25 protein-coding genes and 1 other annotated feature are annotated in these 26,402 nt (G+C 54.4%); of the genes, 1 reads left to right on the top strand and 24 read right to left on the bottom strand.

Features of this window, described 5'->3' with window-relative positions:
* Nucleotides 1–129 precede the first annotated feature (129 nt).
* From ilvN to N685_RS0109615, 13 genes are all read right to left on the bottom strand, one after another.
* Entirely contained in the window at nucleotides 130–648 is a 519-nt protein-coding gene (ilvN, locus tag N685_RS0109675; protein WP_031407878.1) for an acetolactate synthase small subunit, read from the bottom strand.
* A complete protein-coding gene (gene ilvB / locus N685_RS0109670; RefSeq protein ID WP_031407876.1) occupies nucleotides 627–2,366 on the bottom strand; it encodes an acetolactate synthase large subunit in 1,740 nt (579 codons plus the stop codon). The genes ilvN and ilvB overlap by 22 nt, the downstream gene beginning before the upstream one ends.
* Nucleotides 2,367–2,437: 71 nt before the next feature.
* Nucleotides 2,438–2,704, bottom strand: a binding site (T-box leader).
* Between the two features lie 22 nt (nucleotides 2,705–2,726).
* Nucleotides 2,727–3,626, bottom strand: coding sequence for a branched-chain-amino-acid transaminase (gene ilvE, locus N685_RS0109665; protein WP_031407874.1), 900 nt, complete (start codon nucleotides 3,624–3,626; stop codon nucleotides 2,727–2,729).
* 519 nt (nucleotides 3,627–4,145) lie between these two features.
* Entirely contained in the window at nucleotides 4,146–4,652 is a 507-nt protein-coding gene (locus N685_RS0109660; RefSeq protein WP_031407873.1) for a metallophosphoesterase family protein, read from the bottom strand.
* Complete coding sequence (locus tag N685_RS0109655; RefSeq protein WP_031407871.1) at nucleotides 4,649–5,263, bottom strand: XTP/dITP diphosphatase; 615 nt, start codon at nucleotides 5,261–5,263, stop codon at nucleotides 4,649–4,651. The genes N685_RS0109660 and N685_RS0109655 overlap by 4 nt, the downstream gene beginning before the upstream one ends.
* Nucleotides 5,260–6,036, bottom strand: coding sequence for a ribonuclease PH (gene rph, locus N685_RS0109650; RefSeq protein ID WP_031407869.1), 777 nt, complete (start codon nucleotides 6,034–6,036; stop codon nucleotides 5,260–5,262). The genes N685_RS0109655 and rph overlap by 4 nt, the downstream gene beginning before the upstream one ends.
* Before the next feature lie 376 nt (nucleotides 6,037–6,412).
* Entirely contained in the window at nucleotides 6,413–7,486 is a 1,074-nt protein-coding gene (locus N685_RS0109645) for a GerMN domain-containing protein (protein ID WP_031407867.1), read from the bottom strand.
* A 103-nt stretch (nucleotides 7,487–7,589) separates the two neighbouring features.
* Nucleotides 7,590–8,384 carry a glutamate racemase gene (racE, locus tag N685_RS0109640; protein WP_031407865.1) on the bottom strand — a complete coding sequence of 265 codons (795 nt, stop codon included), beginning with the start codon at nucleotides 8,382–8,384 and terminating at the stop codon, nucleotides 7,590–7,592.
* A gap of 9 nt (nucleotides 8,385–8,393) precedes the next feature.
* On the bottom strand, nucleotides 8,394–8,837 hold the full coding sequence (locus tag N685_RS0109635; protein WP_031407864.1) for a MarR family winged helix-turn-helix transcriptional regulator: 444 nt from the start codon (nucleotides 8,835–8,837) through the stop codon (nucleotides 8,394–8,396).
* A gap of 209 nt (nucleotides 8,838–9,046) precedes the next feature.
* On the bottom strand, nucleotides 9,047–9,271 hold the full coding sequence (locus N685_RS0109630; protein ID WP_008881129.1) for a helix-turn-helix domain-containing protein: 225 nt from the start codon (nucleotides 9,269–9,271) through the stop codon (nucleotides 9,047–9,049).
* A 233-nt stretch (nucleotides 9,272–9,504) separates the two neighbouring features.
* The gene (sdhB, locus tag N685_RS0109625) at nucleotides 9,505–10,266 is read right to left on the bottom strand and encodes a succinate dehydrogenase iron-sulfur subunit (protein ID WP_011232145.1); all 762 of its coding nucleotides are present in this window, start codon (nucleotides 10,264–10,266) and stop codon (nucleotides 9,505–9,507) included.
* A gap of 1 nt (nucleotide 10,267) precedes the next feature.
* Complete coding sequence (gene sdhA, locus N685_RS0109620; RefSeq protein WP_011232146.1) at nucleotides 10,268–12,025, bottom strand: succinate dehydrogenase flavoprotein subunit; 1,758 nt, start codon at nucleotides 12,023–12,025, stop codon at nucleotides 10,268–10,270.
* 185 nt (nucleotides 12,026–12,210) lie between these two features.
* Nucleotides 12,211–12,819, bottom strand: a complete 609-nt coding sequence (locus N685_RS0109615; RefSeq protein WP_013144567.1) for a succinate dehydrogenase cytochrome b558 subunit — start codon at nucleotides 12,817–12,819, stop codon at nucleotides 12,211–12,213.
* A gap of 319 nt (nucleotides 12,820–13,138) precedes the next feature.
* On the opposite strand from N685_RS0109615, the gene N685_RS0109610 reads away from it, so the two are divergent.
* The gene (locus N685_RS0109610) at nucleotides 13,139–13,591 is read left to right on the top strand and encodes a YslB family protein (protein WP_031407860.1); all 453 of its coding nucleotides are present in this window, start codon (nucleotides 13,139–13,141) and stop codon (nucleotides 13,589–13,591) included.
* A gap of 73 nt (nucleotides 13,592–13,664) precedes the next feature.
* On the opposite strand, the gene uvrC is transcribed toward N685_RS0109610, so the two are convergent.
* From uvrC to ssuE, 11 genes are all read right to left on the bottom strand, one after another.
* The gene (gene uvrC / locus N685_RS0109605; RefSeq protein WP_031407858.1) at nucleotides 13,665–15,437 is read right to left on the bottom strand and encodes an excinuclease ABC subunit UvrC; all 1,773 of its coding nucleotides are present in this window, start codon (nucleotides 15,435–15,437) and stop codon (nucleotides 13,665–13,667) included.
* A gap of 6 nt (nucleotides 15,438–15,443) precedes the next feature.
* A complete protein-coding gene (locus N685_RS0109600; RefSeq protein ID WP_031407856.1) occupies nucleotides 15,444–16,889 on the bottom strand; it encodes a hypothetical protein in 1,446 nt (481 codons plus the stop codon).
* A gap of 47 nt (nucleotides 16,890–16,936) precedes the next feature.
* Entirely contained in the window at nucleotides 16,937–17,863 is a 927-nt protein-coding gene (locus N685_RS0109595; RefSeq protein ID WP_031407855.1) for an FTR1 family iron permease, read from the bottom strand.
* Between the two features lie 25 nt (nucleotides 17,864–17,888).
* A complete protein-coding gene (locus N685_RS0109590) occupies nucleotides 17,889–18,650 on the bottom strand; it encodes a hypothetical protein (RefSeq protein WP_031407853.1) in 762 nt (253 codons plus the stop codon).
* 343 nt (nucleotides 18,651–18,993) lie between these two features.
* Nucleotides 18,994–19,755 carry a glycosyltransferase family 2 protein gene (locus tag N685_RS0109585; protein WP_031407851.1) on the bottom strand — a complete coding sequence of 254 codons (762 nt, stop codon included), beginning with the start codon at nucleotides 19,753–19,755 and terminating at the stop codon, nucleotides 18,994–18,996.
* Nucleotides 19,712–21,211 carry an alkaline phosphatase family protein gene (locus tag N685_RS0109580; RefSeq protein WP_031407849.1) on the bottom strand — a complete coding sequence of 500 codons (1,500 nt, stop codon included), beginning with the start codon at nucleotides 21,209–21,211 and terminating at the stop codon, nucleotides 19,712–19,714. The genes N685_RS0109585 and N685_RS0109580 overlap by 44 nt, the downstream gene beginning before the upstream one ends.
* Nucleotides 21,208–22,140, bottom strand: coding sequence for a lysylphosphatidylglycerol synthase transmembrane domain-containing protein (locus tag N685_RS0109575; protein WP_031407847.1), 933 nt, complete (start codon nucleotides 22,138–22,140; stop codon nucleotides 21,208–21,210). Before N685_RS0109575 ends, N685_RS0109580 begins: the two co-directional genes overlap by 4 nt.
* Nucleotides 22,130–23,074: an NAD-dependent epimerase/dehydratase family protein gene (locus N685_RS0109570; RefSeq protein ID WP_031407845.1), complete on the bottom strand. Its 945-nt coding sequence runs from the start codon at nucleotides 23,072–23,074 to the stop codon at nucleotides 22,130–22,132. The genes N685_RS0109575 and N685_RS0109570 overlap by 11 nt, the downstream gene beginning before the upstream one ends.
* A gap of 264 nt (nucleotides 23,075–23,338) precedes the next feature.
* Nucleotides 23,339–24,538, bottom strand: coding sequence for a hypothetical protein (locus tag N685_RS0109560; RefSeq protein ID WP_031407841.1), 1,200 nt, complete (start codon nucleotides 24,536–24,538; stop codon nucleotides 23,339–23,341).
* 144 nt (nucleotides 24,539–24,682) lie between these two features.
* A complete protein-coding gene (ssuD, locus tag N685_RS0109555; RefSeq protein WP_031407839.1) occupies nucleotides 24,683–25,801 on the bottom strand; it encodes an FMNH2-dependent alkanesulfonate monooxygenase in 1,119 nt (372 codons plus the stop codon).
* A 14-nt stretch (nucleotides 25,802–25,815) separates the two neighbouring features.
* On the bottom strand, nucleotides 25,816–26,358 hold the full coding sequence (ssuE, locus tag N685_RS0109550) for an NADPH-dependent FMN reductase (RefSeq protein ID WP_031407837.1): 543 nt from the start codon (nucleotides 26,356–26,358) through the stop codon (nucleotides 25,816–25,818).
* Nucleotides 26,359–26,402 lie beyond the last annotated feature (44 nt).

Genomic DNA, 26,402 nt, shown 5'->3' with positions numbered 1-26,402 from the left:
CCGCCCCTTGTTTGGCGGTTCCATGAAGCGATCAGCACGGTTTTGTTATGATAGCTGTTAAATCATGAACACCGTTTTTTGATGCGCGTTGAAAGAACAAGCGCTGGCGCTGGCGTTGGCGAGCAAGATTTAAATAATGAACGCCGTTTTCTGATTCGTCGTCGCTTTTTGCGCCCCGCGGGTAAACGCGGTCGTTCCCGTGCGCGCCACTTCTTTGATGCCATATGGGCGCAGCAGTTCAATCAGCGCCTCGACTTTGTCCGGCTCGCCGGTCACTTGAATGACAAGGCTGTCTTTGCTGACGTCGACGATCGAGGCGCGGAACGGCTCGATGAGCGTGTAAATTTCCTGGCGGACCGAAGGCGGAGCAGACACTTTAATGAGCGCCAGCTCGCGGGCGACGATCGCCTGGTCGGTGATGTCATTGACTTTCAACACGTCGATCTGCTTGTTCAGCTGCTTGATGATTTGTTCCGCGGTCCGTTCGTCGTCGACATTGACGACAAATGTCATCCGCGAAATCCCCTCGATTTCCGTATGGCCGACGGTGATGCTTTCGATGTTGTAATGCCGCTTCGTAAACAGCCCGGTGATGCGGTTTAAGACGCCGGGGCGGTTGTTGACGGTCATTGTGATGATTCTTCGCATGCTTTCACCCCCACCATTTGATGAAGCCCTTTGCCGGGCGCGACCATCGGATAGACGTTCTCGTCGGCGCGGACATGAAAGTCAAGCAGCACCGGACCGTTGATGGCAAACGCCTGTTTTAACACGTCGGCCGCTTCCGCCTCGGTCTTCGCCCGCAGCCCCAGCATGCCGTACGCTTCGGCAAGCTTGACGAAATCCGGTTGGTTCGGAATGAGCGAATGGGAGTACCGTTTGTCATAAAACAGCTCCTGCCATTGCCGCACCATGCCGAGCGCTTGATTGTTGACGATGACGATTTTGATCGGCAGCTGCAATTCTTGAATGACCGACAGCTCTTGGAACGTCATTTGGAAGCCGCCGTCGCCGACGATCGACACGACCGTGGCGCTCCGGTCGGCGAGCTGGGCGCCGATCGCCGCCGGAAGACCGAACCCCATCGTGCCGAGCCCCCCGGACGTCACCCACCGATGCGGCCGGTTGAACTTGTAATATTGCGCCGCCCACATTTGATGCTGACCGACGTCAGTCGTCACGATCGCCTCGCCGTTTGTCATTTCATAGATCATCTCGATCAGTTTTTGCGGTTTGATCGCGCCGGCTTCCGGTTCGTAATGAAGCGGGAAGCGCCGCTTCCATTCATCAAGCTGCGCAAGCCACGCCGCCGTGTCCGCCGACTTGCCTTGCTGGGCGATCAGCTCTTGCAAGGCGGCTTTCGCATCGCTGACGATCGGAATCTTCGTCGGCACGTTTTTGCCGATCTCCGCCGGGTCGATGTCAATATGGGCGACCGTCGCCTTTGGCGCAAAATCCTTTAAATTGCCGGTGACCCGGTCATCGAATCGGGCGCCGATGTTGATGAGCAAATCGCATTCGTACAGCGCCATATTCGCCGTATACGTACCATGCATGCCGGCCATGCCGAGGAAAAGCGGATGGTCGGCCGGGAAGCCGCCAAGGCCAAGAAGCGTATGGACGACCGGAATGTTTTGCTGCTCGGCGTATTGCCGCAATTCGTCAGCCGCATTGGCGTGCAAGACGCCGGCGCCGGCTAAAATGACCGGCCGCTTTGATTGGCTGACCGCCTCGACAAGCCGACGGATTTGCCAATGGTTCGGCTGCGTCGTCGGCTGATAGCCAGGCAAATGAACGTCTTGATCATAATCAAACTCCCCTTCGGCCGTCGTAATGTCTTTTGGAATGTCGATCAACACCGGCCCCGGCCGCCCGGTCGTCGCAATGTGAAACGCCTCTTTGATGATCCTTGGCAACTCGCTGATGTCGCGCACTTGGTAGTTGTGCTTGGTGATTGGCATCGTAATGCCGACGACGTCCGCCTCTTGAAACGCGTCCGAGCCGATGACGCTTGTCGCCACTTGCCCGGTAAAGACGACGAGCGGCAACGAATCCATCATCGCATCGGTCAATCCGGTGACGAGGTTGGTCGCCCCCGGGCCGGAAGTGGCGATGACGACCCCCGGTTTCCCCGAAATGCGCGCGTATCCTTCCGCTGCATGAATCGCCCCCTGCTCATGACGAGTCAACACGTGAAACACTCCCGCCTTATACAGCTCATCATACAGCGGGAGCACCGCCCCGCCCGGATAGCCGAAAATGACTTCCACCCGCTCCGCTTTCAGCGCCTCAATCAACATCAATGATCCGTTCATTCTCGTTTTCGTCTTCGCCTTTTCCTGTTCCTCGACCTTCATTTTTGCCATCATCCATCCTCCCCGTTGTTTGTCATGCATATAAAAAACCTTTTCGCCCACGATGGCTGGTATTTTCCAGCCAAAGGGGCGAAAAGGTTTCCTTTCCGCGGTACCACCCTTCTTCACGGCCATGACGGCCGCCTCAGGAGCGGCCAGTCAAAACCGGCCGCTCATTTTGGTAACGAGTGAAGCGCGCGTCTTCACTCGTCCAGCCCTACTAACCGTCCGGCGTTCAGGCTGGCGCTCAGAGGTGAGTTCATCAAGCGGCAACATCACCGGTTCGCAGCTCCCCCGGCTCTCTGTGGATGTTGGCCCCGCTGACTACTTATCCTCGTCAACGCTTTTTCGCTATCCACTTGTCATGGACGATCAACCGACATTGGCGTTCGTCGGATACACTTTCACTCCTTCGACGACCACGCGGCGGCGGAACTCTTCAAGCAACCGCTTTGTATGCGGACCCGGCGCCCCGTCGCCGATCGTCCGGCCGTCGACTTTAATGACGGAAATGACTTCGGCCGCCGTCCCTGTCAAAAACACTTCATCCGCGACATACACATCATGGCGGGTGAACGGCTCCTCTTTCACCGTATAGCCGAGATCCCCGGCGATTTCGATGATCGCTTGGCGCGTGATGCCTTCAAGCGCCCCAACATACCCAGGCGGCGTATAAATGACGCCGTTTTTGATGATGAACACATTGTCTCCCGAACCTTCCGCGACATAACCTTGATCGTTTAAGATGAGCGCTTCGCTCACATTCGCCAAATGGGCCTCAATTTTGACCAGCACGTTGTTTAAATAGTTGAGCGATTTGACTTTCGGACTCAACACATCGGAGCGGTTGCGGCGCGTCGCCACTGTCACCACTTCGATGCCGGTTTCATATAAATGTTTTGGAAAGAGTGCGAGCGGTTCGACGATAATGACGACCTGCGGCGTTTTGCATTTGTACGGATCCAGCCCTAAATCGCCAACCCCGCGCGAGACGACTAAGCGAATGTACGCATCTTGATAGCCGTTGCGGCGGATCGTTTCGAGCACGTGGCCAATCATTTCGTCCTTTGTATATGGAATGTCAAGCAAAATCGATTTCGCTGAATTGTACAGCCGATCGATATGCTCTTCAAGACGAAATACGTTGCCGCTGTAGACGCGGATGCCCTCAAACACTCCATCGCCGTACAAAAACCCATGGTCATACACAGAAATTTTGGCGTTTTCTTTCGTGACAAATTCCCCGTTTAAAAAGATCCATTGTTCGCCCACTTCGGTTCCCCTCTTCCTTGATCAGTCAGCAGTTGCTTTGAACGGCTCGATCATCGTGTTGAGTCGTTTCTCTTATTTGAAAATTATAATAATCCGAAACCTTTGCGCCGTCAATAACGTTTTTTGAAAATTCGGATTGGTCAAACTATTTGAATGCGCTTACATTGTGATAGAATCAAGGTTTTGCCGATATAAAAAAATTTTTTCTTTCTTTGCCGTCTCATAGAAAACGCCCTTGAGCGCAGTTCGCTCCTCATTCGATATGAACATAACGGGCTCAAGGCGCGCTCATTTTTCTGATAGAAAAGATCAGATCCGTAAGCAACGTTCGCTTCTCACTCGGACATGAAAATGGCGAATCAAAACGATGCGCCTTTTTCCACTTCATCTCCCCAAAACGAAAAAAGGCGGCCCAAACACGGGCCCCCTTTCCAAACACGCTATATGACACTTCCATTTTGAAAGCGAACCTATTGAAGCGGCCTTGCTTACCGTGAAAAAGCCGGCGGTTTTGCCGGCTTAGATAGAAAACGTTCGTTCCATTTTGAGAATAGGCTGCCCATCCACTTCATAAAACTGGACGTGCGCCCGTCCGCTGTCGACCGTCAGCACCGCGTACGTTTTTTCTTTTCTTCCCCGGGGCAAGGCGATGCTGCCGGGATTGATGAACAGCAACCCATCGATTTGTTCAGCACCGGCCAAATGCGAGTGGCCGAAACAAATGACATGTGCCCCTGTTTCTTGCGCGCGATAGGATAAACGCAAAAGCGACGTTTTCACCCCATATAAATGGCCGTGGGTGACAAAAAACCGAACGCCGCCTACCTCTTCGATGCGCTCGGCAGGAAACGCGGCGAAATCGCAATTGCCGCGCACGACGGCAAATGGGGCGATCTCGTCTGCCCCCACCTCCAGCTCCGAGTCGCCGCAATGGATAAACAAATCCGCTTCATGGCGATGGCGTTCAACAATGCGGCGAAGTTCGGCCGTCAACCCATGGCTGTCGCTCACAATGACCGCCTTCATTCCGTCCGCCCCTTTCCACCGACGATCTCCTCCCACTGCTCATCGAGCTTCGCCAGCGCCTTGGCGCGATGGCTAATTTGATTTTTTTCCTCCGGCGCGAGCTCCGCCATTGTTTTTCCTCGTTCTGGAAGATAAAAAATCGGATCATAACCGAAGCCGCCTTCCCCCCGCGGCGCTTCGGCGATATAACCATCGCATGTCGCTTCAACGACGGCGGTAGGCCGCCCTGGGATTGCGACCGCGAGCGCGCAATGAAAGCGGGCTGTGCGCCGCCCCATTGGCACTCCGTCAAGCTCGCGAAGCAACTTGGCTATGTTGCGTGCATCGTTTTTATCTTCGCCGGCGTAACGGGCCGAATGGACGCCCGGCCGGCCGCCGAGCGCATCGACCACGAGCCCGGAATCATCAGCGATCACCGGCCGCTTTAGACACCGCGACGCTGTTTCTGCTTTGAGCACTGCATTTTCTGCAAAGGTGTTCCCCGTTTCTTCGATATCCGGGACGTCTGGAAAATCAAGCAGCGATTTCACGCGGATGCCTCGCTTGGCGAACAAAGCGGCGAATTCGCGCGCTTTGCCGGCGTTTTTGGTCGCAATGACGATCTCCTTCACTCTCCCTCTCCCTCTCTGTACGCTTCGTTCTGCCCGCCACCGATCTGCGCTGCCCACTCACCCAACGCGCGGCGCTGAAGCGCAATGAGCTGTATGATTCCCGCTTGCGCCGCTTCCAACAATTCGTCAAGCTCGGCGCGCGAAAAAGACGCTTCCTCTCCAGTCCCCTGAATTTCGACGAATTGACCGCTTCCCGTCATGACGACGTTCATATCGACTTTCGCCCGCGCATCCTCGATGTAATTCAAATCGAGAACGACCCCATGTTCCGGATCGATGCCGACCGATGTCGCGGCAAGGAAATCGCGAACCGGAAGCGTCTCGAGCCTCCCTTCTTCGACCAGTTTCGCAAGCGCCAACACGAGCGCGACATACGCACCAGTGATTGACGCCGTCCGCGTTCCGCCATCCGCCTGAATGACATCGCAATCAATCCAAACGGTCCGCTCGCCCAGCCGCTCGAGATCCACCACCGAGCGAAGCGCGCGGCCGATCAAGCGCTGAATTTCCATCGTCCGCCCTGAAACTTTCCCTTTGCTCGCCTCCCTCGCATTCCGCTGCTCTGTCGCCCGCGGCAGCATCCCATATTCGGCCGTAATCCATCCTTTGCCGCCGCCGCGCATAAACGACGGCACTTTCTCTTCGACCGTCGCCGTGCAAATGACTTTCGTATCACCGATTTCAATGAGCACTGAGCCTTCCGCGTGTTTCATATAATGCGGGTGTATATGTACAGGGCGCAGCTCGCGGTTGCTTCGTCCGTCCATTCTCATCAGCTGGATCCTCCTTTTCCATCTTCCATTCATCTCCATACGCTGACACGTTGCATACCGCCCGGCTGAAAAAAGAAAGAGGCGGAATTGTTCCACCTCTTTGTTATACCATAACAGCCTATTCGTTTCCAGCTTGCCAAGCGTCAACCAGGCGAACCGCCCGCCACCTGCGCTTGGCGGAGAGGGGCAGGCTTCAAGCAGCTTGTATGTGTTCGTTGAACGGCAAGCCACACACCAAAACCCTTTCGCTTCCCTTCGTTGCGAAGGCGTCCGTTCTAACCATATATGATCTCCGATTGGTTGGCTATCACCAACCGAAAATTCATCTCCCACTTTCACTCCGCCTTCGAAGTGGAAGACTTCTTTCGGAACTATGTTAAAACGTTCCGGTATTGACGTTTTGCGGCCGGGCAACCGGCTTGGTGAGCGGCTTGCCATCCTCTGTAACGAGATTGGCTTTTCCGTTGACTGTAATCGCCACGCTTTCGACTCCCTTTTGCTCAGTGAGCGACAAAACGAGGGAATTCAACACGACGTCGGAAATGACGTTTTTCTTGTTGCTGCCATAAATGCCTTCGTTAAAGTTGAGCGTCACTTTGCCATCCTCATATTTCGGGGCATCGACAAGCTTCGCGTCCGGCTGAAAGACACCGACAAGCCCGCTTCCTTGTTCCGGCCCTTGAATCAGTTCGTTGACGGCCGCGGCAATATCATCTTTCTCCTTGTTGGACACACGCCGCGTCACCGGCACATAGTATGTGTTGTTCCCTTGTTGGGCGACAAAATAAACGGTGACCGGATGCGTATTCGTAATGTCTGGCACACCGCTCGCTTCCATATTGATGCCATCGGCGCGGCTCACCCCGTCTTGAATCGGTGTTTTATTGACCGGCATCACGTTTTGATCGTAGCCGTTGATGCGGATTTTGACGCGCTTGATATTGTCAAATTGCGTCAATGTCCACGTAATCGCCTGCAAAATTCGTTTTTCGTCCTCCGGCTTATAGTTTTTAAACTCCGGTGAAAAGTCGGCGATCAATGTTCCATCTTTTTCTAATTTTGTACCAAGCACCGTTGTGCCTGCCGGAATGACGGCGCGGAAGCCGTTCGGCAACATTTCTGACACAGGTCCGTCTTCAACCAAATATTCGAGTACTTGTTTCGCCACGGCCTGCGTTTTCGGCAATTCTACTGTTTGCGGCACGACAAAGCCGTTTTTGTCAATTAAATACAGCTCTCTTTTCACCGTCTCGGTGGCCTTCGCTTTCTCTTTTCCTTCCTTTTGGCTTTCCGTCGTTTCCTGAAGCGCTTGGCCGTCTTTGACATAACTCGTCTCTTGCGGCGGATCGATCTCCTTCACCGCCTCATCTCGCCCAAACAAGCCGCAACCGCCAAGCAACAACAGCGAGGCGAGCAGCGGCGCCGCCCATATGTGAGTCGTCCGATTCATTGACGTTCCCTCCTACTCGTAGTTTGTACTACTATGTATACGAGCCGTTTGCCAAAATAGAATAAAAAAATCCTTTAGCGCATGGACGCTAAAGGATTTTTGCTTACAGCCGAATCGCCTCAACCGTGCCGATCGGCTTGCCAAACCACTTCCCGGAAATCTTTTCAAACAGCTCTTTCGGCCCAGTCGTGAAAAACAAATGCTCCGGTTCGCGCTCACCGGTGTAAAGGAGCTGGCTGTGATGCAAAATCGCGCTCACTTCACGAGCTGTCTCACCGCCTGAGCAAATGAGCTTCACGCGTTTGCCCATATACGTGCGAATGAGCGGCGCGAGCAACGGATAATGCGTGCAGCCTAAAATCAGCACATCGATCGGCAGCGGGCGGAGCGGAGCGAGCGATTCGGCGACGATCGCCATCGCCTCCTGCCCTTCAAAGTCGCCGCTTTCCACCAGCGGAACGAACTTCGGACAGGCCAAACTCTCGACTTGGACGCGCGGATTGATCGATTGAAGCGCCTTTTCATACGCCCGGCTTCGGATCGTGCCAATCGTGCCGATGACGCCGATGTGCCCGTGCCTGGTCGCTTTCAGGGCGGCGCGAGCGCCGGGATGAATGACGCCAAGCACAGGAATGTCCAGCTTCGCTCGCACATCGTCAAGCGCGACCGCCGTGGCGGTGTTGCAGGCGATAACAAGCATTTTCAACGGATATTGCCGCAAGTAATCGATCATTTGCCACGTAAATCGACGGACTTCTTCCACCGGCCGCGGCCCGTATGGGCAACGCGCGGTGTCTCCTAAGTAAATAATTTGTTCTTTCGGCAGCTGCCTCATAATTTCTTTGGCGACGGTCAAACCGCCGACTCCTGAGTCAATGACACCAATTGCTCTTTCCAAGTGATCGCCTCATTCTTTCGTCATTTCTTGATGCAATTTGCGCAAACAACGCTCAAAGACGACGATTTCCTCGTCTGAAAAGCTTTCCAGCACACTGGCTAGATCGCGCTGGCGTTTCTCAATCACTTCTTCGATAATGCGCTCCCCTTTTTCAAGCAAGTGGATGCGGACGACGCGGCGGTCGTGTTCGTCGCGGACTCTGGCGACAAGTCCATTCCGCTCCATGCGGTCGACCAAGTCGGTCGTTGTGCTGCACGCCAAATACATTTTGTTCGATAACTCGCCGACCGTCAAGTCCCCTTCTTCAAGCAGCCATTGCAAAGCGACAAACTGCGGGGGCGTGATCGGATAGTTGGTTAAAATTTCACGGCCGCGCTGTTTCAAATTGGCGGCGATATAGCGAAGCAATTTTTCTAACTCAGCAACCGTTCTTTCATTCATCGCAGACGGCATACCATCTCTCCTTGATCGTTTCCGCGGCCAGCCTCAAACGGCGGCTTGCGTCGACAGCTATTCTTACTTTTCATTTTACAACACCGGCAAAGATAATCAACATAAAAAATGCGGCGGCTGCCGCGGACGAAGGCCGGACGGGCGCCAAGCCTCGTCCGGCCGCAAGGGAACATAACAGCCGGCTGTCCAACAAGGAAAGCCGGCATCGTTTATAGTTCAAGTTCGCCCATTCGAAGCAATTCGATGACAGCTTGCGAGCGCCCCTTGACCCCAAGCTTTTGCATCGCATTCGAAATATGGTTGCGAACTGTTTTCTCGCTGATAAACAGCTCTTTGGCGATCTCTTTCGTCGTCTTGTCTTGCACGAGCAATTCGAAGACTTCTTTTTCTCTTTTTGTCAAAAGCGGCTTCGATTGAAACGATTTGTCCTTCAACGGTTGTAACCCTCCTTGCTCTCAATGGGCCCGAACTGCCGGATGGGTATTTCCTCGCCATATCGTATGTGAGAGCAAGAACGGCGGTGACGAAAATTTGCTTATCTAATAGAAAAATGGGTCTTTTTTCTTCATCTTTCGGTTCGCCGGAGACGGTTAGCTTCCGCTTGTCCAGCAAAACAAAAAAATCCCCCTCATGTCTATTTCGAATGAAGGGGATTTTGATTCCGCCGCTACACTTCGTCGCTGCCAAAGAAATCGCGGAACATTTGAATCGTCGTTTCGCGGTTTAACGCCGCAATCGATGTCGTCAACGGAATGCCTTTCGGGCACGATTGCACGCAGTTTTGCGAGTTGCCGCAGTTGGCCAGTCCGCCGTCGCCCATAATCGCCCGCAACCGTTCCGCTTTATGCATCGCCCCGGTCGGATGGGCGTTAAAGAGCCGCACTTGCGACAGCGGAGCCGGGCCAATAAAGTTCGACTTGCTGTTGACGTTCGGACACGCTTCGAGGCAGACGCCGCACGTCATGCATTTTGACAGCTCGTACGCCCATTGCCGCTTCCGCTCCGGCATGCGCGGCCCCGGACCCAAGTCGTACGTTCCGTCGATCGGAATCCAAGCTTTCACTCGCTTCAACGCATCAAACATCCGGCTTCGATCGATGACCAAATCGCGGATGACCGGGAACGTGCGCATCGGCTCAAGACGGATCGGCTGCTCGAGCTTGTCAATGAGCGCGGCGCACGCCTGGCGCGGCTTGCCGTTAATCACCATCGAACAGGCTCCGCACACTTCTTCCAAACAGTTCATTTCCCAAGCGACCGGCGTCGTTTTTTCCCCTTTGGCGTTGACCGGATTGCGGCGGATCTCCATGAGCGCCGAGATGACGTTCATGTTCGGGCGATACGGAATCACAAACTCTTCTTCATACGGCGCAGAATCCGGACGATCTTGGCGCGTAATGATCAAACGAACCGTTTTGTTCTCGCTCATCTTACTTCACTTCCTCTTTCTTTTTGCTGTAATCGCGCTTGCGCGGTTTAATCAACGAGACGTCAACATCTTCATAATGGAACGCCGGACCGTCTGGCGTGTAGCGAGCCATCGTCGTTTTCAGCCACTCTTCGTCATTGCGCTCCGGAAACTCCGGCTTATAATGCGCCCCACGGCTTTCATTGCGATGGTAAGCGCCAAGCGTAATGACGCGGGCGAGCTGCAACATGTTGTACAGCTGACGGATAAACGTCGCTCCTTGGTTGCTCCATCTCGACGTATCGGTGACGCTGATGTTTTTGTAACGCTCCATCAGCTCCTGAATTTTTTCATCCGTCTTCAACAGCCGGTCGTTGTAGCGGACGATCGTCACGTTCGCCGTCATCCATTCACCGAGCTCTTTATGCAGCACATAGGCGTTTTCAGTGCCGTCCATCGCTAAAATGTTTTCCCACTTTTCTTGCTCTCGTTTCACATAGCTGTCGTACAGCGTCGACGGCATTGCATCCGCCGATTTCTCAAGGCCGCGGATGTAGCGAACGGCGTTCGGACCAGCGACCATTCCGCCGTAAATCGCCGATAGCAGCGAGTTCGCCCCGAGGCGGTTCGCCCCATGAATGGAATAATCGCACTCGCCGGCGGCGAACAGCCCTTTGATGTTCGTCATTTGATCATAATCGACCCATAAGCCGCCCATCGAGTAGTGAACGGCCGGGAACACCTTCATCGGCACTTTGCGCGGGTCTTCGCCCATGAACTTCTCGTAAATTTCGATAATGCCGCCGAGCTTGACATCCAACTCTTTCGGATCTTTATGCGACAAATCCAAATACACCATGTTCTCGCCGTTGATGCCGAGCTTCAAATCGACGCACACATGGAAAATTTCCCGAGCCGCGATGTCGCGCGGCACCAAGTTTCCGTAAGCCGGATATTTTTCCTCAAGGAAGTACCACGGTTTCCCGTCTTTATATGTCCAAATGCGTCCGCCTTCCCCGCGCGCCGATTCGCTCATAAGGCGGAGCTTGTCATCGCCTGGAATGGCCGTCGGGTGGATTTGGATGAACTCGCCGTTCGCGTAGTAAACGCCTTGCTGATAAGCGATCGAAGCCGCTGAACCGGTGTTGATCACCGAGTTCGTCGATTTCCCGAAAATGATCCCCGGGCCGCCGGTCGCCAAAATGACGGCATCGGCTGGAAACGCTTTGATTTCCATGGATCGCAGATCTTGTGCGACGATGCCGCGGCAAATTTGCTCGTCATCTAAAACGACGCCTAAAAACTCCCAATGTTCGTACTTCGTCACGAGCCCGGCCACTTCATGGCGGCGCACTTGTTCGTCAAGCGCATACAAAATTTGCTGGCCAGTCGTCGCCCCCGCATAGGCGGTCCGGTGGTGCTGCGTCCCCCCGAAACGGCGGAAGTCAAGCAATCCCTCCGGCGTCCGATTGAACATGACGCCCATCCGATCGAGCATGTAAATGATCCCCGGCGCCGCTTCACACATCGCTTTGACCGGAGGCTGATTCGCCAAGAAGTCCCCGCCATAGACGGTATCGTCAAAATGCTCCCACGGAGAGTCGCCTTCTCCTTTTGTATTGACCGCTCCGTTGATGCCGCCTTGGGCACAGACAGAGTGAGAACGCTTTACCGGAACGAGTGAAAACAGTTCGACAGGCACTCCTGCTTCAGCGATTTTAATCGTGGCCATCAAACCGGCCAACCCGCCGCCAACAACGATGATTTTTCCTTTTTTCATAGCTACTCACTCCCTAATAGATTGCTGCTTTTGCTTGCATGCCGCACGTTTTGCCTTGCCGTCCCGCCATCGACCAAGCGATCGTTCGGCGAACGGCTAGGGCGCGATCCGTCACGAGCCAACGCAGCGGTTCATCGTCGAATATTTCCCAGGGTCGAATATTCCCCAGGAATGGAATGGTTGTCTCACGCAAACGCCAAAATGGCGCGAATGCCGACAATGGAAAGCGCGACGAAAATGATCATCGTAATGTACGTAAATACTTGCTGCGAACGAGGGGACACCGTCAACCCCCAGCTGACGCAGAACGACCATAAGCCGTTGGCGAAGTGAAAGACCGTGGACAAAATTCCAACAATATAAAATCCAAGCATAAACGGATTGTCGACAATGTTGGCCATCATGTCGTAGTTCACTTCGGCGCCGAATGCGGCTTGCACCCGCGTCTCGTACACGTGCCAGACGACAAAAATCAATGTAATGATGCCGGTGATCCGCTGAAGCATAAACATCCAGTTGCGGAAATAGCCGTACTGGCGGGTGTTGAATTTCGCTGTAAACGCGATATAAATGCCGTATACAGCGTGGAACAGCAATGGGAGAAAAATAACAAAAATTTCAAGAAAATAGCGGAACGGCAAGTTTTCCATAAACGCCGCCGCCCGGTTAAACGCTTCCGGCCCACGCGTCGCAAAATGATTGACGACCAAGTGCTGCACTAAAAAGATGCCGACGGGAACAACCCCCAGCAGCGAATGGAGCCGGCGATAGTAAAACTCGCGATTCCCTGCCATTATGTAAACCCCCTTCAATGGAATAAAAAATATGCCCCTCTCGCTCGCCATGCAGAAACGGAAACGCCTTCCATTCCCTTATTCGCTTTGTCACATTCATTGTACTCCCACATTGTACAAGCGTCAAGAAAACACTGCCACAAAATGTTCAAACATTCTCATAGTTGCGCCGACATCGAAAAAACGTATGAGCAACGTGTGTTCTCTACCCAAGCATGAAAACGGCGGCTTCGGGCGCATGCATTTTTGCGCAAAAGGAGGATGCACGGCGAGGGCAATTCCGCTATAATGGGAAAATGGAAAGAAAGAGGGGGACATAATGAAACAGCCATCATTAGAGGATCAGTATCAAGCGTTTAGCGCGATCACGCAGTCCGCCTTCGGGACGGAGCTGCTTCGCCATTCGCTTCTTCCTGAGCTGCTTGGCAAAGACGCCGCTTCACTGCTGTACTGGGCCGGCAAACAGTTGGCGCGGCGCTATCCGCTCGACACGCTCGACGATGTCGCCCTGTTTTTTGAACGAGCGGGATGGGGAGCTTTGTCGGTTGGCGAAGAGCGGAACGACGAACTATCTGTCGAGTTGTCAGGCCCCATCATCGCCGCCCGCTTTTCCTTGTACGGCAGCTGCTCGTTCCAGCTTGAGGCTGGATTTCTCGCCCAGCAAATCGAACATCAAAAGCGGTTCGTCACCGAAGCGGTCGAGCTGCCGCCAAAGCGGGATGGCAAAGCGCGCATTTTAGTGAAATGGGATCGGAAGCAGGGGGTCGATTGACAAAGGGCTTCGGCGGCAGCTGATGAATAAAGCCGAAGGGCGCCCCGAAAGACGAAGGGCGCCCTTTTGCCCACTATTCATGCAGCTTTTCGTAGATTTTCTCCGCCACCGCCCGCGGAATGTTCGCCCGCTGCAGCTCCTCCACCGTCGCCTCTTTCATCTTTTTCACCGAGCCGAAATAATTCAAAAGCGCTTGTTTCCGCTTTTCCCCAACACCTGGGATGTCATCCAGCACGGAATGAAGCATCGTTTTCTGCCGCGTCTTTCGGTGGAAGGCAATCGCAAACCGGTGCACCTCATCTTGGATGCGTTGCAATAGATAAAACTCTTGGCTTTGTCGGTCAAGCGGCACGACCGCCGGCGGGTCGCCGGCCAAAAGCTCCGATGTGCGATGTTTTTCGTCCTTCGCCAATCCGACAAGTGGCACGTCAAGGCCGAGCTCGTTTTCGAGCACATCGCGCACCGCCGACAAGTGGCCCTTGCCGCCGTCGATGATGATCAAATCAGGGAACGGCAATCCTTCTTTCAACACGCGCGTATAGCGGCGGCGCACGACTTCGCGCATCGTTTCATAATCGTTCGGGCCTGCAACCGTCTTTACCTTGTATTTCCGATATTCTTTTTTCGCCGGCTTGCCGTCCAGGAACACGACGAGCGCCGAGACCGGATCAGCTCCGTATATGTTTGAGTTATCGAACGCCTCGATGCGGCGCGGCGTCGGAATGCCGAGACGCTCTCCGAGACGCTCGATGGCTTTGATCGTCCGTTCTTCGTCCCGCTCGATGAAATAAAATTTTTCTTTCAGAGCAATGGCCGCGTTTTTGCTTGCCAGCTCAACAAGCTCTTTTTTCTTCCCTTTTTTCGGCTGGATGACGGCAACGCCGAGCAGCTCGCGGGCGAGCTCGCCGTCGATGTCGGACGGGAGGACGACTTCTTTTGGCTTCAAATGATGCGCTTTCGCATAAAACTGGCCTAAAAACGTAAGCATTTCCTCATCCGGGTCCTGATAGAGCGGAAAGATCGACACGTCGCGCTCGATCAACTTCCCTTGGCGGAGGAAAAACACTTGTACGCACATCCAGCCTTTGTCGTACGCATATCCGAATACATCGCGGTCAATGAAGTCATTGAGCACCATTTTTTGCTTTTCCATCGTCATCTCAATCGCCGCGATTTGATCGCGGTATTCCTTCGCCCGTTCAAACTCGAGCGCTTCCGCCGCCTCGTACATTTTCTCCGCGAGCTCCCGCTTGACCTCTTCGTATCCGCCGTTTAAAAAGCGGACGATTTGCTCCACCATCGCCTTGTTCTGCTCGTCTGACACCGGATGAACGCACGGGGCCAGGCATTGGCCCATATGGTAATACAAACAGGCGCGCGCCGGCATCGTCGAACATTTACGGAGCGGATATAAGCGGTCGAGCAGCTTTTTTGTTTCGTTCGCCGCCTGCACGTTCGGATAGGGGCCGAAGTATTTGCCGCCGTCTTTTTTTACTTTGCGGGTGATCAATAGGCGCGGATGTTTTTCCGCAGTGATTTTAATAAACGGATAGCTTTTGTCATCCTTCAGCATGACGTTGTATTTCGGATCATGCTTTTTGATCAAATTCATCTCTAAAATGAGCGCTTCAGCGTTTGACGAAGTGACGATGTATTCGAAATCGGCGATTTCCTCCACGAGCCGCTGCGTCTTGCCGTCATGCGTCCCGGTAAAATAGGAGCGGACGCGCGTTTTCATCGATTTCGCTTTGCCGACGTAAATGACCGTTCCGTGTTTGTCTTTCATTAAATAGCAGCCCGGCTGCTCCGGCAGCACAGCCAGTTTTTCTTTCAGCCGCTCGTTCATTGGCCATCACCTCACTGCTCCATCCACCCATTCGTACAGCGTAATCGTCCCATACACTGGATCGGCAAGCAAACTGGAACGATACGTTTTCACTTTGCGCACATGGCGGGAAACATCGATCCCTTGGGCCTTGAACCCTTCGATAACGTGATTGGTCATATAGATCGCAGCATGGCGGTAGTTTTCTTTGTCTTGCAAAAAAAAGGAAAAATGGAGCACCTCTTTATGCGGAAACGGCACGCGCAAATAATCAAACACGCGCGTCTCTTCCCACGTATATACCACAAACGGTTGCCGTTTGTCACGCAAATCATCGGCCAGCTGATACACCGCCGGCGGCGTCACCACTTGCTCGCGCAGCTGCCCGATGCCGACGGCCGCCTGCAGCAGCACAGCCGCTGCCGCCAACGCTGCCCCCCATGGCCGCGGCGAGGCAAAAAAGCGGCCCCACACATAAAACAGTGTAAAATGAATCAACGGAAGAAGGTGGCGCGGTTTTTCAATGTTTTGCGCCAATAGCGCCCAGACGGCATACAGCAGGGCGGAAACGACAAGTGCGCGCGGCAGTCGAAACCGCCCGGCGCGCCAGGCGATGGCGCCGATTGCCGCATAGGCGGCCAGCAGCCAAGCGTTTTGGCAGGCGATTCCTGTCCAAAGAAAGTTGTCGATCAAAAACCGTTGCACCCGCTCGGAAAACGGAAGCGGGCTCGCTGCCGCCGTTCCGCCCCAATCGCTGAAATGGCCGTGGACAAACGCCCAGCCGAGCTGAAAAAACGAGAAAAGGCCGCCCTCTGTGCGCGCCGCCGCCGCCACCCAAATCAACTGAAACAACGCAGCCGCCAAAACGGAGGCCGCCACCCGGCCAAAGCGGCGATGCCTGTTCCAGTCTTCATACCAAAGCAACAATAACGCCGAGGCAAAGGGGATGTACGATAGGCGAACCCCCATGAGGATGCTGAATAACGCCATCGGCAGCAGCTGCGCGGTCCATGTCATTCGCCGCCGCGCCCATTCCACGGCCCAGATGTACCACCAAAGCACGCCGAGCGCCGCACCGTCAGACATCGGTCGGGCGGAGGCAAGAAGCACATAGCTTGAAGAAAGCACCGAAAGCGCCGCCCATAACGCCGCTGGACGCGGCATATGCCGAGCAAGCAGCAAAACGATGGGAAAGGCGGCGGAAAACAACACGAGCACATTCAAGATCGAAAGCGCTTTGGCCGGATTGGCAATGAAAGCGTGCACCGCCATGCCCCCGAGGACGAAATACGGATAGCCTGGGAAATGCGGCTGCATGGCTAACACGTCATAGCGCTCAAGCGCCAAGGAAAAATCGACTTCATCCCATGTGGCCGCATACGGGCTCGCCCAATACAAACAGGCGCCAACCAACAAAGCGGCCGTTCCGACACCAAAGCCAATCCAAAAGCGGTCGCCGAACCGTTTGTTCACCGTGTTCCCCTCCAAAGAAAAAGTACAAGGCGCAGCTGCCTTGTACGTTACATGACGTTTTTTGCTTTTTCCTCCAAAGCGGCAATCGCCGGTTTCTCGACCACAGCGCTCTTTTGACCGCGGCGGCTCGTCACCAGCAAATACACGACGGCGAAGTAGCCGATATAGGCGATCACTTCTTCAAGCGACGGCATCGCTGAATAGCCAAACAACGCTTTTAAAAAGACGCCGACTTCGCCGGAAAAGACGGGGGCGACGCCATGATCGCGCACGTAATGTTCGTAGTCAATCGGATGTTCTGGAAGCAGCCATGTCAAATCATATACATGCGGCATGACGCTGCCGATGAGCCCAATGTCCTGCATCATCGAAATGGCTTGCACGAGCAGGCCAGCGGCGATCAAGACGATAAAAGCTCCGGTTACTTTAAAGAAAGCTTTCAGCGGAATGCGCATCGTTCCTTTAAAGAAGAAGTAGCTGACCAAAGCGGCAATGGCGATGCCTGTCGCCGCTCCCCAGCCTTGCAGCGCCGCGCCGATGTTGCCGTGCGTGATGGCGGCGAAGAAAAAAACGGTTTCCACTCCTTCGCGCAGCACGACTAAAAACGAGTGAATGACCATGCCGGCGACATTACCGGCGGTAATAAACTGGTCCATTTTCCCTTCAACGTTTTGTTTCATGTCCCGGCTATGCTCGGCCATCCAAAACACCATCTGCGTCAAGAGCAACGCGGAGACGATCATGATGCCGATTTTTAAGTAGATTTCACTGCCCATCGCGGCAAATCCCGTGAACACCACTTGAAACAAAATGGCCGCCCCGATGCTCGCCAACACGGCCAAACCAGCACCAAGCCATACGTACTTCGTGTATTCGCGGTGATCGACACGTTTCAAATACGATGTAATGATGCCGACGATCAGCAACGCTTCCAGCGCTTCACGAAACGTAATGAGCAGCGCTTGGACTTCCATGTCTCCGCCTCCCCTTATATTTGGACTAAGCCCGTTTCCGACGCCGCACATAAATGAGAGCCGCGCCGAGAACCACAATAACGATGACAACGAGCGGAATCCAGTTTTTTACTTTAGACAAATCGGTCCACTCTTTCTTTTGCACTGCATCCGGCTTTTCTGCAGCGTTTTCCGAAAAATGGCCGACTTTTAGGCTTTTCAGGCCGAATTGCTTCTGCAGCGTTGTTAAAATCGTCTCTTTGCTTTTCTTAAACACGTTGATATCCGATTTTTTCTCGCCGACACCGAACAGCCCCGGGTTGCCAAGCGACTGAAGCGCCTTGTCAAACTCGGTGCGCAGCTGTTTATCAAGTGCAGGGTCTTTCCCTTGGATGACCGGCGACAGCGCTTCATACGTCGCAAACGCCTTCGCCAACAGCCGCTTGCTCGTGTCGTACTGATCAAAGTTTGCCTCAATATTGTCCAAACGGCGAGCGATATTGAGCACTAAAATGTTTTCCATGTCCTTGATCACCGTTTGACGGTCCTTCTCTTCGATGGCCGCAAGCACCGCCTTGGACGGCTCAGGTCCCATATGCATGTCGATTTCTTCTTTTACGGTTTCGAAAATTTCCTTCGCTGCAGCAAAGTTCGGTGGCTGCTCGTTCAACTTTTCTTTCATCTCTTTATACGCCTCAGCAACCGCCTCTTTGTTCGGGTCTCCATACGAATAGGCGAACGCTTTCAGCGGAATGAGATTGAGAATAACTATCACTGCTATGTAAAAAAAGAAACGAAACGATTTCACGTTCCCTTCTCCCTCCATCAAGATCAATGATAATCATTATCATACTTATTGTCAATAAAAAATCATCCATCGTCGAAAAGGCTGGTGAAAAAACGATCATCTTCCTCAATCCATCGTTCGCGATTAGAGAGAAAAACAGGATTCCTCAAGTTGAGAAGTAGATCCGCATGTCTCATGACATCACCCGCCTTCTAAAAGGCTGGTGATTTAGTGCAAAATACTACTGATTCCATCTATTTCTCAATTAGAGAAACCTCGCAGAATCAGCTTTCTGTTCTGATGAAAATGCCGCCGATTGGCGCGTGAATGCAGTTTTTCGCCTGCCTTCTAAGCACGAACTGCCTTACGAGCAATGGCGCGCCCGCTCTTGGGAGCGCCCATGCGCTTCTCGATCGACGGCCACCTTTTTCACCGGACGGCGCATTTCCTTCCATATGGCCGGAATGACCGCGGTCATATAGGCGGTGAATTTGATGAACGAACGGCCGGTCGTCCGCACTTGATAGCGGATCGGCACTTCTTTCAAGCGAAACCCTTTGCGCACCAAGTTGAGCGTCAGCACTTGGGCGTAGTTGTAATCGTGGATGATTTCCGCCTCCTCCATCGCTTGGCGCGAAAAGGCGCGCATCCCCGACTGTCCGTCATAGAGCCGCTGTCCGAGAAGCAGCGACTGCAGCCAAGTGAACAAATAATTCCCGAGGCGGCGATGCCATTTCATGCCGCGAATCGTGCCAAGGAAGCGCGAGCCAATCGTATAATCGGCCTCGCCGGCAAAAATCGGCGCCAACAGGTCGGGGATTTGTTCCGGCGGATATTCGTTGTCAGCGTCGATCATCACGCCGATATCGGCGCCGAGGCGGACACACTCTTCAAGCCCCCGCCGCACCGCCGCCCCGAGGCCGCGGTTTTCCGGCAAGCGGCAAATGATATCGGCCCCCGCTTCTTTCGCTACTTCGGCCGTTCGGTCCGTCGATCCATCATCAATGACCAAGACGCTGACCTCTACATCGGGATGAAAATGACGCGGAATGCGGCGGATGACGTCGCCAATCGCTTCTTCTTCATTGTGCGCCGGCAAAAAGACGATGACGCGCTGCTTCTTCATCGCGCTCCTCCTTTCGTATCGCCTCAATTAAAACCGGGCCGCGGCTATGGCTCGGATATGGCGCCCCAAGCAAATAGGCGATCGTCGGCGCCAGCGAAACGAGGCTTCTTTTCTCGTCGATTCGTTTTCCTCGCTCAATCGCCGGACCGTATAGAAAAAACGGCACATACCGCTCCCCTTCATCGAGGTGGCCGTGGCCGCCGATGCCATCCGCTTGGCCATGGTCGGCGCAGACGATCAATGTCGCGCGCTCGAGCTCGCCCCGTTCCTCAAGCCAGCTGACAAACTCAGCGATCAAGGCGTCCGCTTCTTCAATTTTTTCGATATACTCATCATACAAGACACCGCGGCTATGGCCGGTCTGATCGGTGGCGATCAATTGCACGACGAGCAAGTCCGGGTTTTGTTCCTCGACGATGCGCTTCGCCCGCTCGATAATATAACGATCGGCCAGGTCGTTCGGCATGACGGCCGTCACCGTTTCGACATCGTCGCCGAACGAATCGACCAAATGGGCGATGCCGAGCAAGCGGCCGGTTTTTCCGATTTTCCGAAGCGAATCGAAAATCGTCTCCACTTTCGCCCCAAGCTTCCATACCATATTGGACCGGATGCCGTGCTCAAACGGATACGTCCCCGTCAGCATCGAGGTGAAGCAGACGACGGTGCGCGCCGGATAGACGGTTTCCATTTGCGCAAATTCCGTTCCTTGCGCGCGCAGCCGTTTCAAAAACGGGGCGTTCGCCGCTTCAAACCGGTCTTTGCGCATCCCGTCAATCACGATGACGTACACTTTGTCACTGACCGGCGCGGTGGGACTCGGCACGTTGCTCGTGTAAGTCGGAATGATCTCCGGCTGCCAGTCAAACAAATGACGGTGCAAAATCCATGAAAACAGCCACACCGCAGCGGCAAACAGCCAAAACGGCCCGCACAGCGGCAGCCAATCGGCTCCGCCTTCCGCCAAAGACGCCGCATATTCCCACACCGACAGCAAAAGGAACAATTTCGGCAGCTGCTCTTGGGCGTTGCCGCTCGTCGAATCACTGTTTTTCAGCACCAGTTTCCAAAAGCGGGTGAAATTCCACCATGACGTGCCGATGCGCAAATGGTAATACAGCGTCCCCCAAAAAAAGACGGTAAAGAAAAAATAGAGCCCGGCCGAAAGCAGCAATAAGGCAACATCGGCAAACGACCACACGATGAGAAAGACCATATACGGAATCCATAAATAATTGCGCAAAAACAGCGGATAATCGTAAACGTAGTAGACAACAAAAAGTGGCAGCGCCGCCGCCAAGCCGAGCAGCCAAGCCAAAGCGTGCCCATGAATGAGGTCAGCGGCATGACCGATGACCATCACCCCGAAAGCGAAAATCGGCGTGAACGGCTTTCCTTCATTCAACAAATTCCAGCAGCGCGCCGCAATTTTTTCGAATCGTGATGCTTCTTTCATCGCTTCTCCCTTCCCTTTTTCCACACGCCCTGCACCACCTGCCAGTCGGACCGCCAAAACGCGAGCACAACGGCCCCGGCCGCGTAGGAAAATAGAAATTTCACCGCATGGGTGACTACGGCCGCCGCATAGGCGCGTTCTCCTGAGGCCCCCAACGTCGTCAGCGCAAACGCCATCACCGCCTCATACGTTCCGAGCCCGCCGGGAGCCACTTGGACGATTTGGCCGGAAACGGTCGCGCTGTTGACCCATACCGCCTGCCAAAAGGAAAGCGAAAGGCCCACGGTCTCAGCGACCGCGCCAATGATCGCCGCCTCGCACAGCCAGCTCGCCGCCACCGCCGCGACGATCCCCACTCCGCGGCGGCCCTGAAACACCGTCCGCCAGCGCCGCCATAACCGCTCGAGGCGGAGCGGGCGGCGAAGCACGACCACGGTCAGCGCGAACGCGGCGGCAACGGCCGCTGCCAAGAGCGGAACCCGGGGAATATGATGGCTATACGCATACGTCCCAATGACCGTCCATCCGCCCAGCATCGCCATATCAAGGAACCGCATCACCGCCACCGATTCCACCGCCTCGCCGAGCGAAACGCCGGGCTGGCGGGCGAGCACGGCGACACGGGCGGCATCGCCGATTTTCACAGGGGCGACATGATTGACAAACAAACTGAGGAGCACGGCGCGCCCATAGACCGACAGCCCAAGCGGCTTCCCGACATATTGCTTCCACGCCCACGCCCGCAGCCAAAACGAAGCGCCATACACAAGCAGCACAGCGGCGAAGCGAACGGGCTGGCGGGCCAGTTCTGCGAGAGGGGCAAGCAAGAGGCGGCCGTCAAAATAGCGATGCGTCAGCCAGGCGAACAGCACGATGAGCGCCGCGCCAACCATGGCGCGCGCCAAACGGGCCGCCCGCTTACCGTTCATGTTCGCGCGCCCACGCCACCGTCCGCGCCAACCCTTCGGCAAACGGTACGTTTGGCTCATAGCCAAACGCCTGCTTCGCCTTCGTAATGTCCGCCCACGTCGCTTTCACATCACCTTTCCGCTCCGGCGCCTGCACGATTTTCATATCGGGAAAATGCTTCCGCAGCTCAGCGAGCAGCTGCTCCATCGTAACGGGCGACCCCGCCCCCAAGTTGAACACTTCGCTTCGTCCGCCGCCGCGGTGAAGCGCTGCGATCATACCGGCGACGATATCATCGATGTACGTATAATCGCGCGCCGTCCCTTGGCCATATACGACAATCTCCTCGCCTGCCAACAACCGGTGCAAAAACGTGCCGATCGCCATATCGGGCCGCCCCCACGGGCCATACACCGTAAAATAGCGGAACATCGTCATCCGGTATCCGTACAAATGCGCGTACGCGTGACAAAACGACTCTGCTCCGTATTTCGCGGCTGCATACGGCGAGACGACGCGGCCGTCCGCCATTTCTTCCTTGAGCGGGACATTGCCGCGGTCGCCGTACACCGATGACGACGAGGCGAACAACACATGGCCGGTTCCCGCCTCTCCCGCCGCCGCCAAAACGTTCACGGTCGCCTTAATGTCATAATCGATGTAAGCGAGCGGATGCGCCAACGAATACGGCACGCCCGGCAGCGCCGCCAAATGAAAGACGACATCAGGGCGAAACTGGCTGAACCAGCGCTTCGTCGCTTCCCCATCAAGCAAGTCGAAGCGGGCAAGCGGCACCCGGCCGCCGGTGAGCGCGTGAAACTGCCGCTCCTTCCGTTCAGCAGGATAATACGGATGAAAACAATCGATCGCTGCCACTTCATGACCTTGTTCGTGCAGACGAGCGGCCAAATGGCTGCCAATAAACCCCGCTCCCCCGGTCACCACCACTTTCATCGCCTTCACCTCATCATCTTCCATTGTCCATTAGCATCTTACCATAAACCGCCGGGGAACGTCGTGGCGAACCGGCAAAAACCAAATATTTTCATTTCCCGCCTTGGCTTGAGCGTTTCCCAATTCACCATGACGCCATCCTCAAAACCAACTGTATTTATTCCGCCTTTGGCGCGGTGAAGCAGCAGTTTAGCCAGCGCGGCCTTCGCCCGGGATGGACGCCTGCAAAAAAAGGGCGCCGCGCCGGACACCCTTTCTGATCATTTAGTTCGCTTTCTGGATCACTTGCTGAAGCGCAGCCTCGATTTGAGGCAGCCATTTGTCGGCCTCCGCTTTGTTTTTCGCCTTCGCCGCTTCTAAGTAGCGTGTCGCTTGATCGTTCAAATCGGCGTACGCCTTGTCGCCGAGCAGCGTTTTGATATCCTGCTCGATCATGTGAATAAAGAGCGCGCCTTCCAAAGCGGTAATCACCGATTTGTCCTGCCCCCAATTTTCTTGGCTTTCTTCATATTCGTGAAGCGCCACTTTCGCCCAGCCGCGCACGAACGCGTGGTTTACTGCTTTCGGGTCGAGCGTTTTGACGTCCGTCTGCAAGTCGAACTGTTTCAAAATATAATCGGCTTCCTCGGCCGCATGCCGTTTCATATACGGGTAGACGGACTGATAAAACGCCCAGCCTTCCGCCTGTTCCACTTTGGCTTCCTCGGCGTTTTCCTTGGCCGCAGCCGCCGCCTTCGCCGCATAGCCGTGCGGCAGCGCTCCGCTCGCTAAGTAGAATGTTTTCATCAATGTTTTGTCCACCACTTGCTTGCCGAGGGCAAATGAGAGCGCATCATCGTTTTGGACGGCTTGCTCCATTTGCGCAAACGCGCCGTTGATTGCGTCAGCGAGCTTCGTTCCATACGCCGCATCGCGTTTTTCCACGGTCGGCTGCAAAATCGCATAAAACGCTTTTGCTTCCTCGATCTCTTCTTTCACTTCTTCTTTGTCGGCCCAATGCTCCTCTGCCTCGGTAAACTCGTGTTTGATCGTTGTGTAAAACGCTTTTTGCATCAACTTGTCAAAAATTTGCTTGACGACCAACGGCTCAAGCGACCCGTCCTTGCCGGCGGCCAGGGCGGTGGTAATATGTTCGTCAACCGCATCCTCAAATTCGGCGTCGCGTTTTTGCACAAGCGGCTGCAGCTTTTCTTTGTAGATGCTCTCCACCTTGCCGAAGTCAACCGCCCCTCCTTGCTTCGCTTTCTCAAGCTCGGCCAACGCTGCGCTGAACGCACCGGCGTAATCCACTTCCGCCTGTTCGTTTTCCCCTTCTGCTTTCGTCTCCGTGTTCGGCTTTTCTTGTTTCTCTGCGGCCGTTTTGTTTTCTTTTTCTGTCCCCGCTGTCTGTTCACTTTGGCCGCATGCACCAAGTGCCAACGCTGCTACGGCGAATACGGCCAGCCATTTCCACTTCAATGTCATTATGTATCCCCCCGTTTACACACCAAAAAAATGATAATCAATATCAATGCAATAAGATTATAAGAGAAAATGAATTTCAATGTCAATATATGTTGAAAAAGAGAGGACTCCCTCGTTACAGGGCATCCTCTCTTTCTCGATCGATCACACTTTAATCACATTAGGGAAAAATTCATGGCCCACAACCTCTCCGCGAATAGATGAAGAAGGAATATTCAAAGGCAACAATGGGAATAACAGCTCCGCCACTCGATACGCCTCTTCCAGATGCGGGTAGCCGGATAAAATGAAGTAGCGGATGCCCAGCTGCTCATACTCGCGAAGACGCTCGGCCACGGTTTCCGGATCGCCGACAAGAGCGGTGCCGGCTCCGCCGCGCACAAGTCCAATGCCCGCCCAAAGATTCGGACTGATCTCCAACGCTTCTTTTCTGCCGCTGTGCAGCTGCCGCATCCGTTGCTGCCCGACCGAATCGTACCGGGCAAAGACCCGCTGCGCTTCTTCAATCGTCCGCTCATCCACGTAGCGAATCAATCGCTCCGCCGCTTCCCATGCTTCCGTTTCCGTTTCGCGCACGATAATGTGAAGGCGAATGCCAAATTCGATTTCTCTTCCCGCTTGGCGGGCAAGTTCTTTTACTTGTTCGATTTTCTCTTTCACTTGTTCCAGCGGCTCTCCCCAAGTCAAATATACATCCGCATGGCGGGCCGCCACCCGTTGCCCCGCCTCTGACGATCCGCCAAAAAAGACGCGTGGATACGGTTTTTGCACCGCTGGAAACAACAGCTTGGCTCCTTGGACGGACACATGCTTTCCCGTCAACGTCACTTCCTCTCCCGCGAGCAATCGACGCCAAACGGTCAAAAACTCATCTGTTGCCTCGTAGCGTTCATCATGGGATAAAAACAAGCCATCGCCCGCAAGTTCAACCGGATCGCCCCCGGCGACCACGTTGACGAGGAGCCGCCCGTTCGAAAGGCGATCCAACGTCGACGTCATGCGGGCCGCCAACGTCGGCGTCATCAGTCCTGGACGAACAGCGACAAGAAAGCGCAATCGTTCCGTTTCGGCCACCAATGCCGAAGCAAGCAGCCACGGATCTTCGCACGATTTGCCGGTCGGAATGAGCACACCCGTATATCCTAAGCGGTCAGCCGCTTGAGCCACTTGTTTAAAATAGCTGTATTCAGGAGAGCGGCCGCCTTTCGTCGTCCCTAAATATCGCCCATCCCCGTGAGAAGGAATAAACCAAAGCAATTCCATCGTGAATCGCCTCCTTATGAAACGGCCCGGTCTTGATTGAGTTGAGAAACCGCATGAATGACTTCCTGCATGCGTGATAGCAAGTCATCCGAAAGCACGAGCCGACCTTCATCATCATGACCCAACGTCCAGTCTAAAATAAAGACGCCATGCAAAATGTTTCGGGCTCCCAAAATAGAGAAAATCGGTTTGAGCGCATATTCGAGCGCCAACAAATGAGCAATGGTTCCTCCGGTGACAATCGGCACGACGAGTTTTTCTTTAAACGCTTTTTCCGGCAGCAAATCCAAATATGCTTTTAAAATGCCAGTATAACTTCCTTTATACACAGGGCTCAACACAATGATCGCTTTCGACTGCTGGATCCACTCATGTGTTTTGGCGATCGGCTCACTTGAGTCGTTCGCATAAAGCAAATCTTCAGCAGGCAGATCGCGCAAACGAACGAGATGCACGGTGTGGCCAAGCCGTTGCAGCTGCTCCTTCACCCATTCAGCTACACGATTCGTTTTGGAAACACGTGATGGGCTTCCCGAAAGGATGGTCACCGTTGTCATTGACCTTCCCCCATTCTTTTTCCTCATTGTCTGAGTAGGACGTT

Source organism: Geobacillus vulcani PSS1 (assembly GCF_000733845.1).
GTDB lineage: Bacteria > Bacillota > Bacilli > Bacillales > Anoxybacillaceae > Geobacillus > Geobacillus vulcani.
The sequence above is the reverse complement of the archived record's forward strand: the minus strand, read 5'-3'. Positions and strand labels throughout refer to the sequence as shown.

What these genes read in the sequence shown, in the direction of transcription:
- N685_RS0109560 (WP_031407841.1), bottom strand. Translation starts at nt 24,538, where the DNA reads ATGACATTGAAGTGGAAATGGCTGGCCGTATTCGCCGTAGCAGCGTTG.
- ssuD (WP_031407839.1), bottom strand. Translation starts at nt 25,801, where the DNA reads ATGGAATTGCTTTGGTTTATTCCTTCTCACGGGGATGGGCGATATTTA.
- N685_RS0109575 (WP_031407847.1), bottom strand. Translation starts at nt 22,140, where the DNA reads ATGAACGGTAAGCGGGCGGCCCGTTTGGCGCGCGCCATGGTTGGCGCG.
- rph (WP_031407869.1), bottom strand. Translation starts at nt 6,036, where the DNA reads ATGAGAATGGACGGACGAAGCAACCGCGAGCTGCGCCCTGTACATATA.
- ssuE (WP_031407837.1), bottom strand. Translation starts at nt 26,358, where the DNA reads ATGACAACGGTGACCATCCTTTCGGGAAGCCCATCACGTGTTTCCAAA.
- sdhB (WP_011232145.1), bottom strand. Translation starts at nt 10,266, where the DNA reads ATGAGCGAGAACAAAACGGTTCGTTTGATCATTACGCGCCAAGATCGT.
- N685_RS0109610 (WP_031407860.1), top strand. Translation starts at nt 13,139, where the DNA reads ATGAAACAGCCATCATTAGAGGATCAGTATCAAGCGTTTAGCGCGATC.
- N685_RS0109615 (WP_013144567.1), bottom strand. Translation starts at nt 12,819, where the DNA reads ATGGCAGGGAATCGCGAGTTTTACTATCGCCGGCTCCATTCGCTGCTG.
- N685_RS0109580 (WP_031407849.1), bottom strand. Translation starts at nt 21,211, where the DNA reads ATGAAAGAAGCATCACGATTCGAAAAAATTGCGGCGCGCTGCTGGAAT.
- N685_RS0109595 (WP_031407855.1), bottom strand. Translation starts at nt 17,863, where the DNA reads ATGGAAGTCCAAGCGCTGCTCATTACGTTTCGTGAAGCGCTGGAAGCG.
- uvrC (WP_031407858.1), bottom strand. Translation starts at nt 15,437, where the DNA reads ATGAACGAGCGGCTGAAAGAAAAACTGGCTGTGCTGCCGGAGCAGCCG.
- ilvB (WP_031407876.1), bottom strand. Translation starts at nt 2,366, where the DNA reads ATGGCAAAAATGAAGGTCGAGGAACAGGAAAAGGCGAAGACGAAAACG.
- N685_RS0109635 (WP_031407864.1), bottom strand. Translation starts at nt 8,837, where the DNA reads ATGCCGTCTGCGATGAATGAAAGAACGGTTGCTGAGTTAGAAAAATTG.
- N685_RS0109585 (WP_031407851.1), bottom strand. Translation starts at nt 19,755, where the DNA reads ATGAAGAAGCAGCGCGTCATCGTCTTTTTGCCGGCGCACAATGAAGAA.
- N685_RS0109645 (WP_031407867.1), bottom strand. Translation starts at nt 7,486, where the DNA reads ATGAATCGGACGACTCACATATGGGCGGCGCCGCTGCTCGCCTCGCTG.
- sdhA (WP_011232146.1), bottom strand. Translation starts at nt 12,025, where the DNA reads ATGAAAAAAGGAAAAATCATCGTTGTTGGCGGCGGGTTGGCCGGTTTG.
- N685_RS0109570 (WP_031407845.1), bottom strand. Translation starts at nt 23,074, where the DNA reads ATGAAAGTGGTGGTGACCGGGGGAGCGGGGTTTATTGGCAGCCATTTG.
- N685_RS0109660 (WP_031407873.1), bottom strand. Translation starts at nt 4,652, where the DNA reads ATGAAGGCGGTCATTGTGAGCGACAGCCATGGGTTGACGGCCGAACTT.
- ilvN (WP_031407878.1), bottom strand. Translation starts at nt 648, where the DNA reads ATGCGAAGAATCATCACAATGACCGTCAACAACCGCCCCGGCGTCTTA.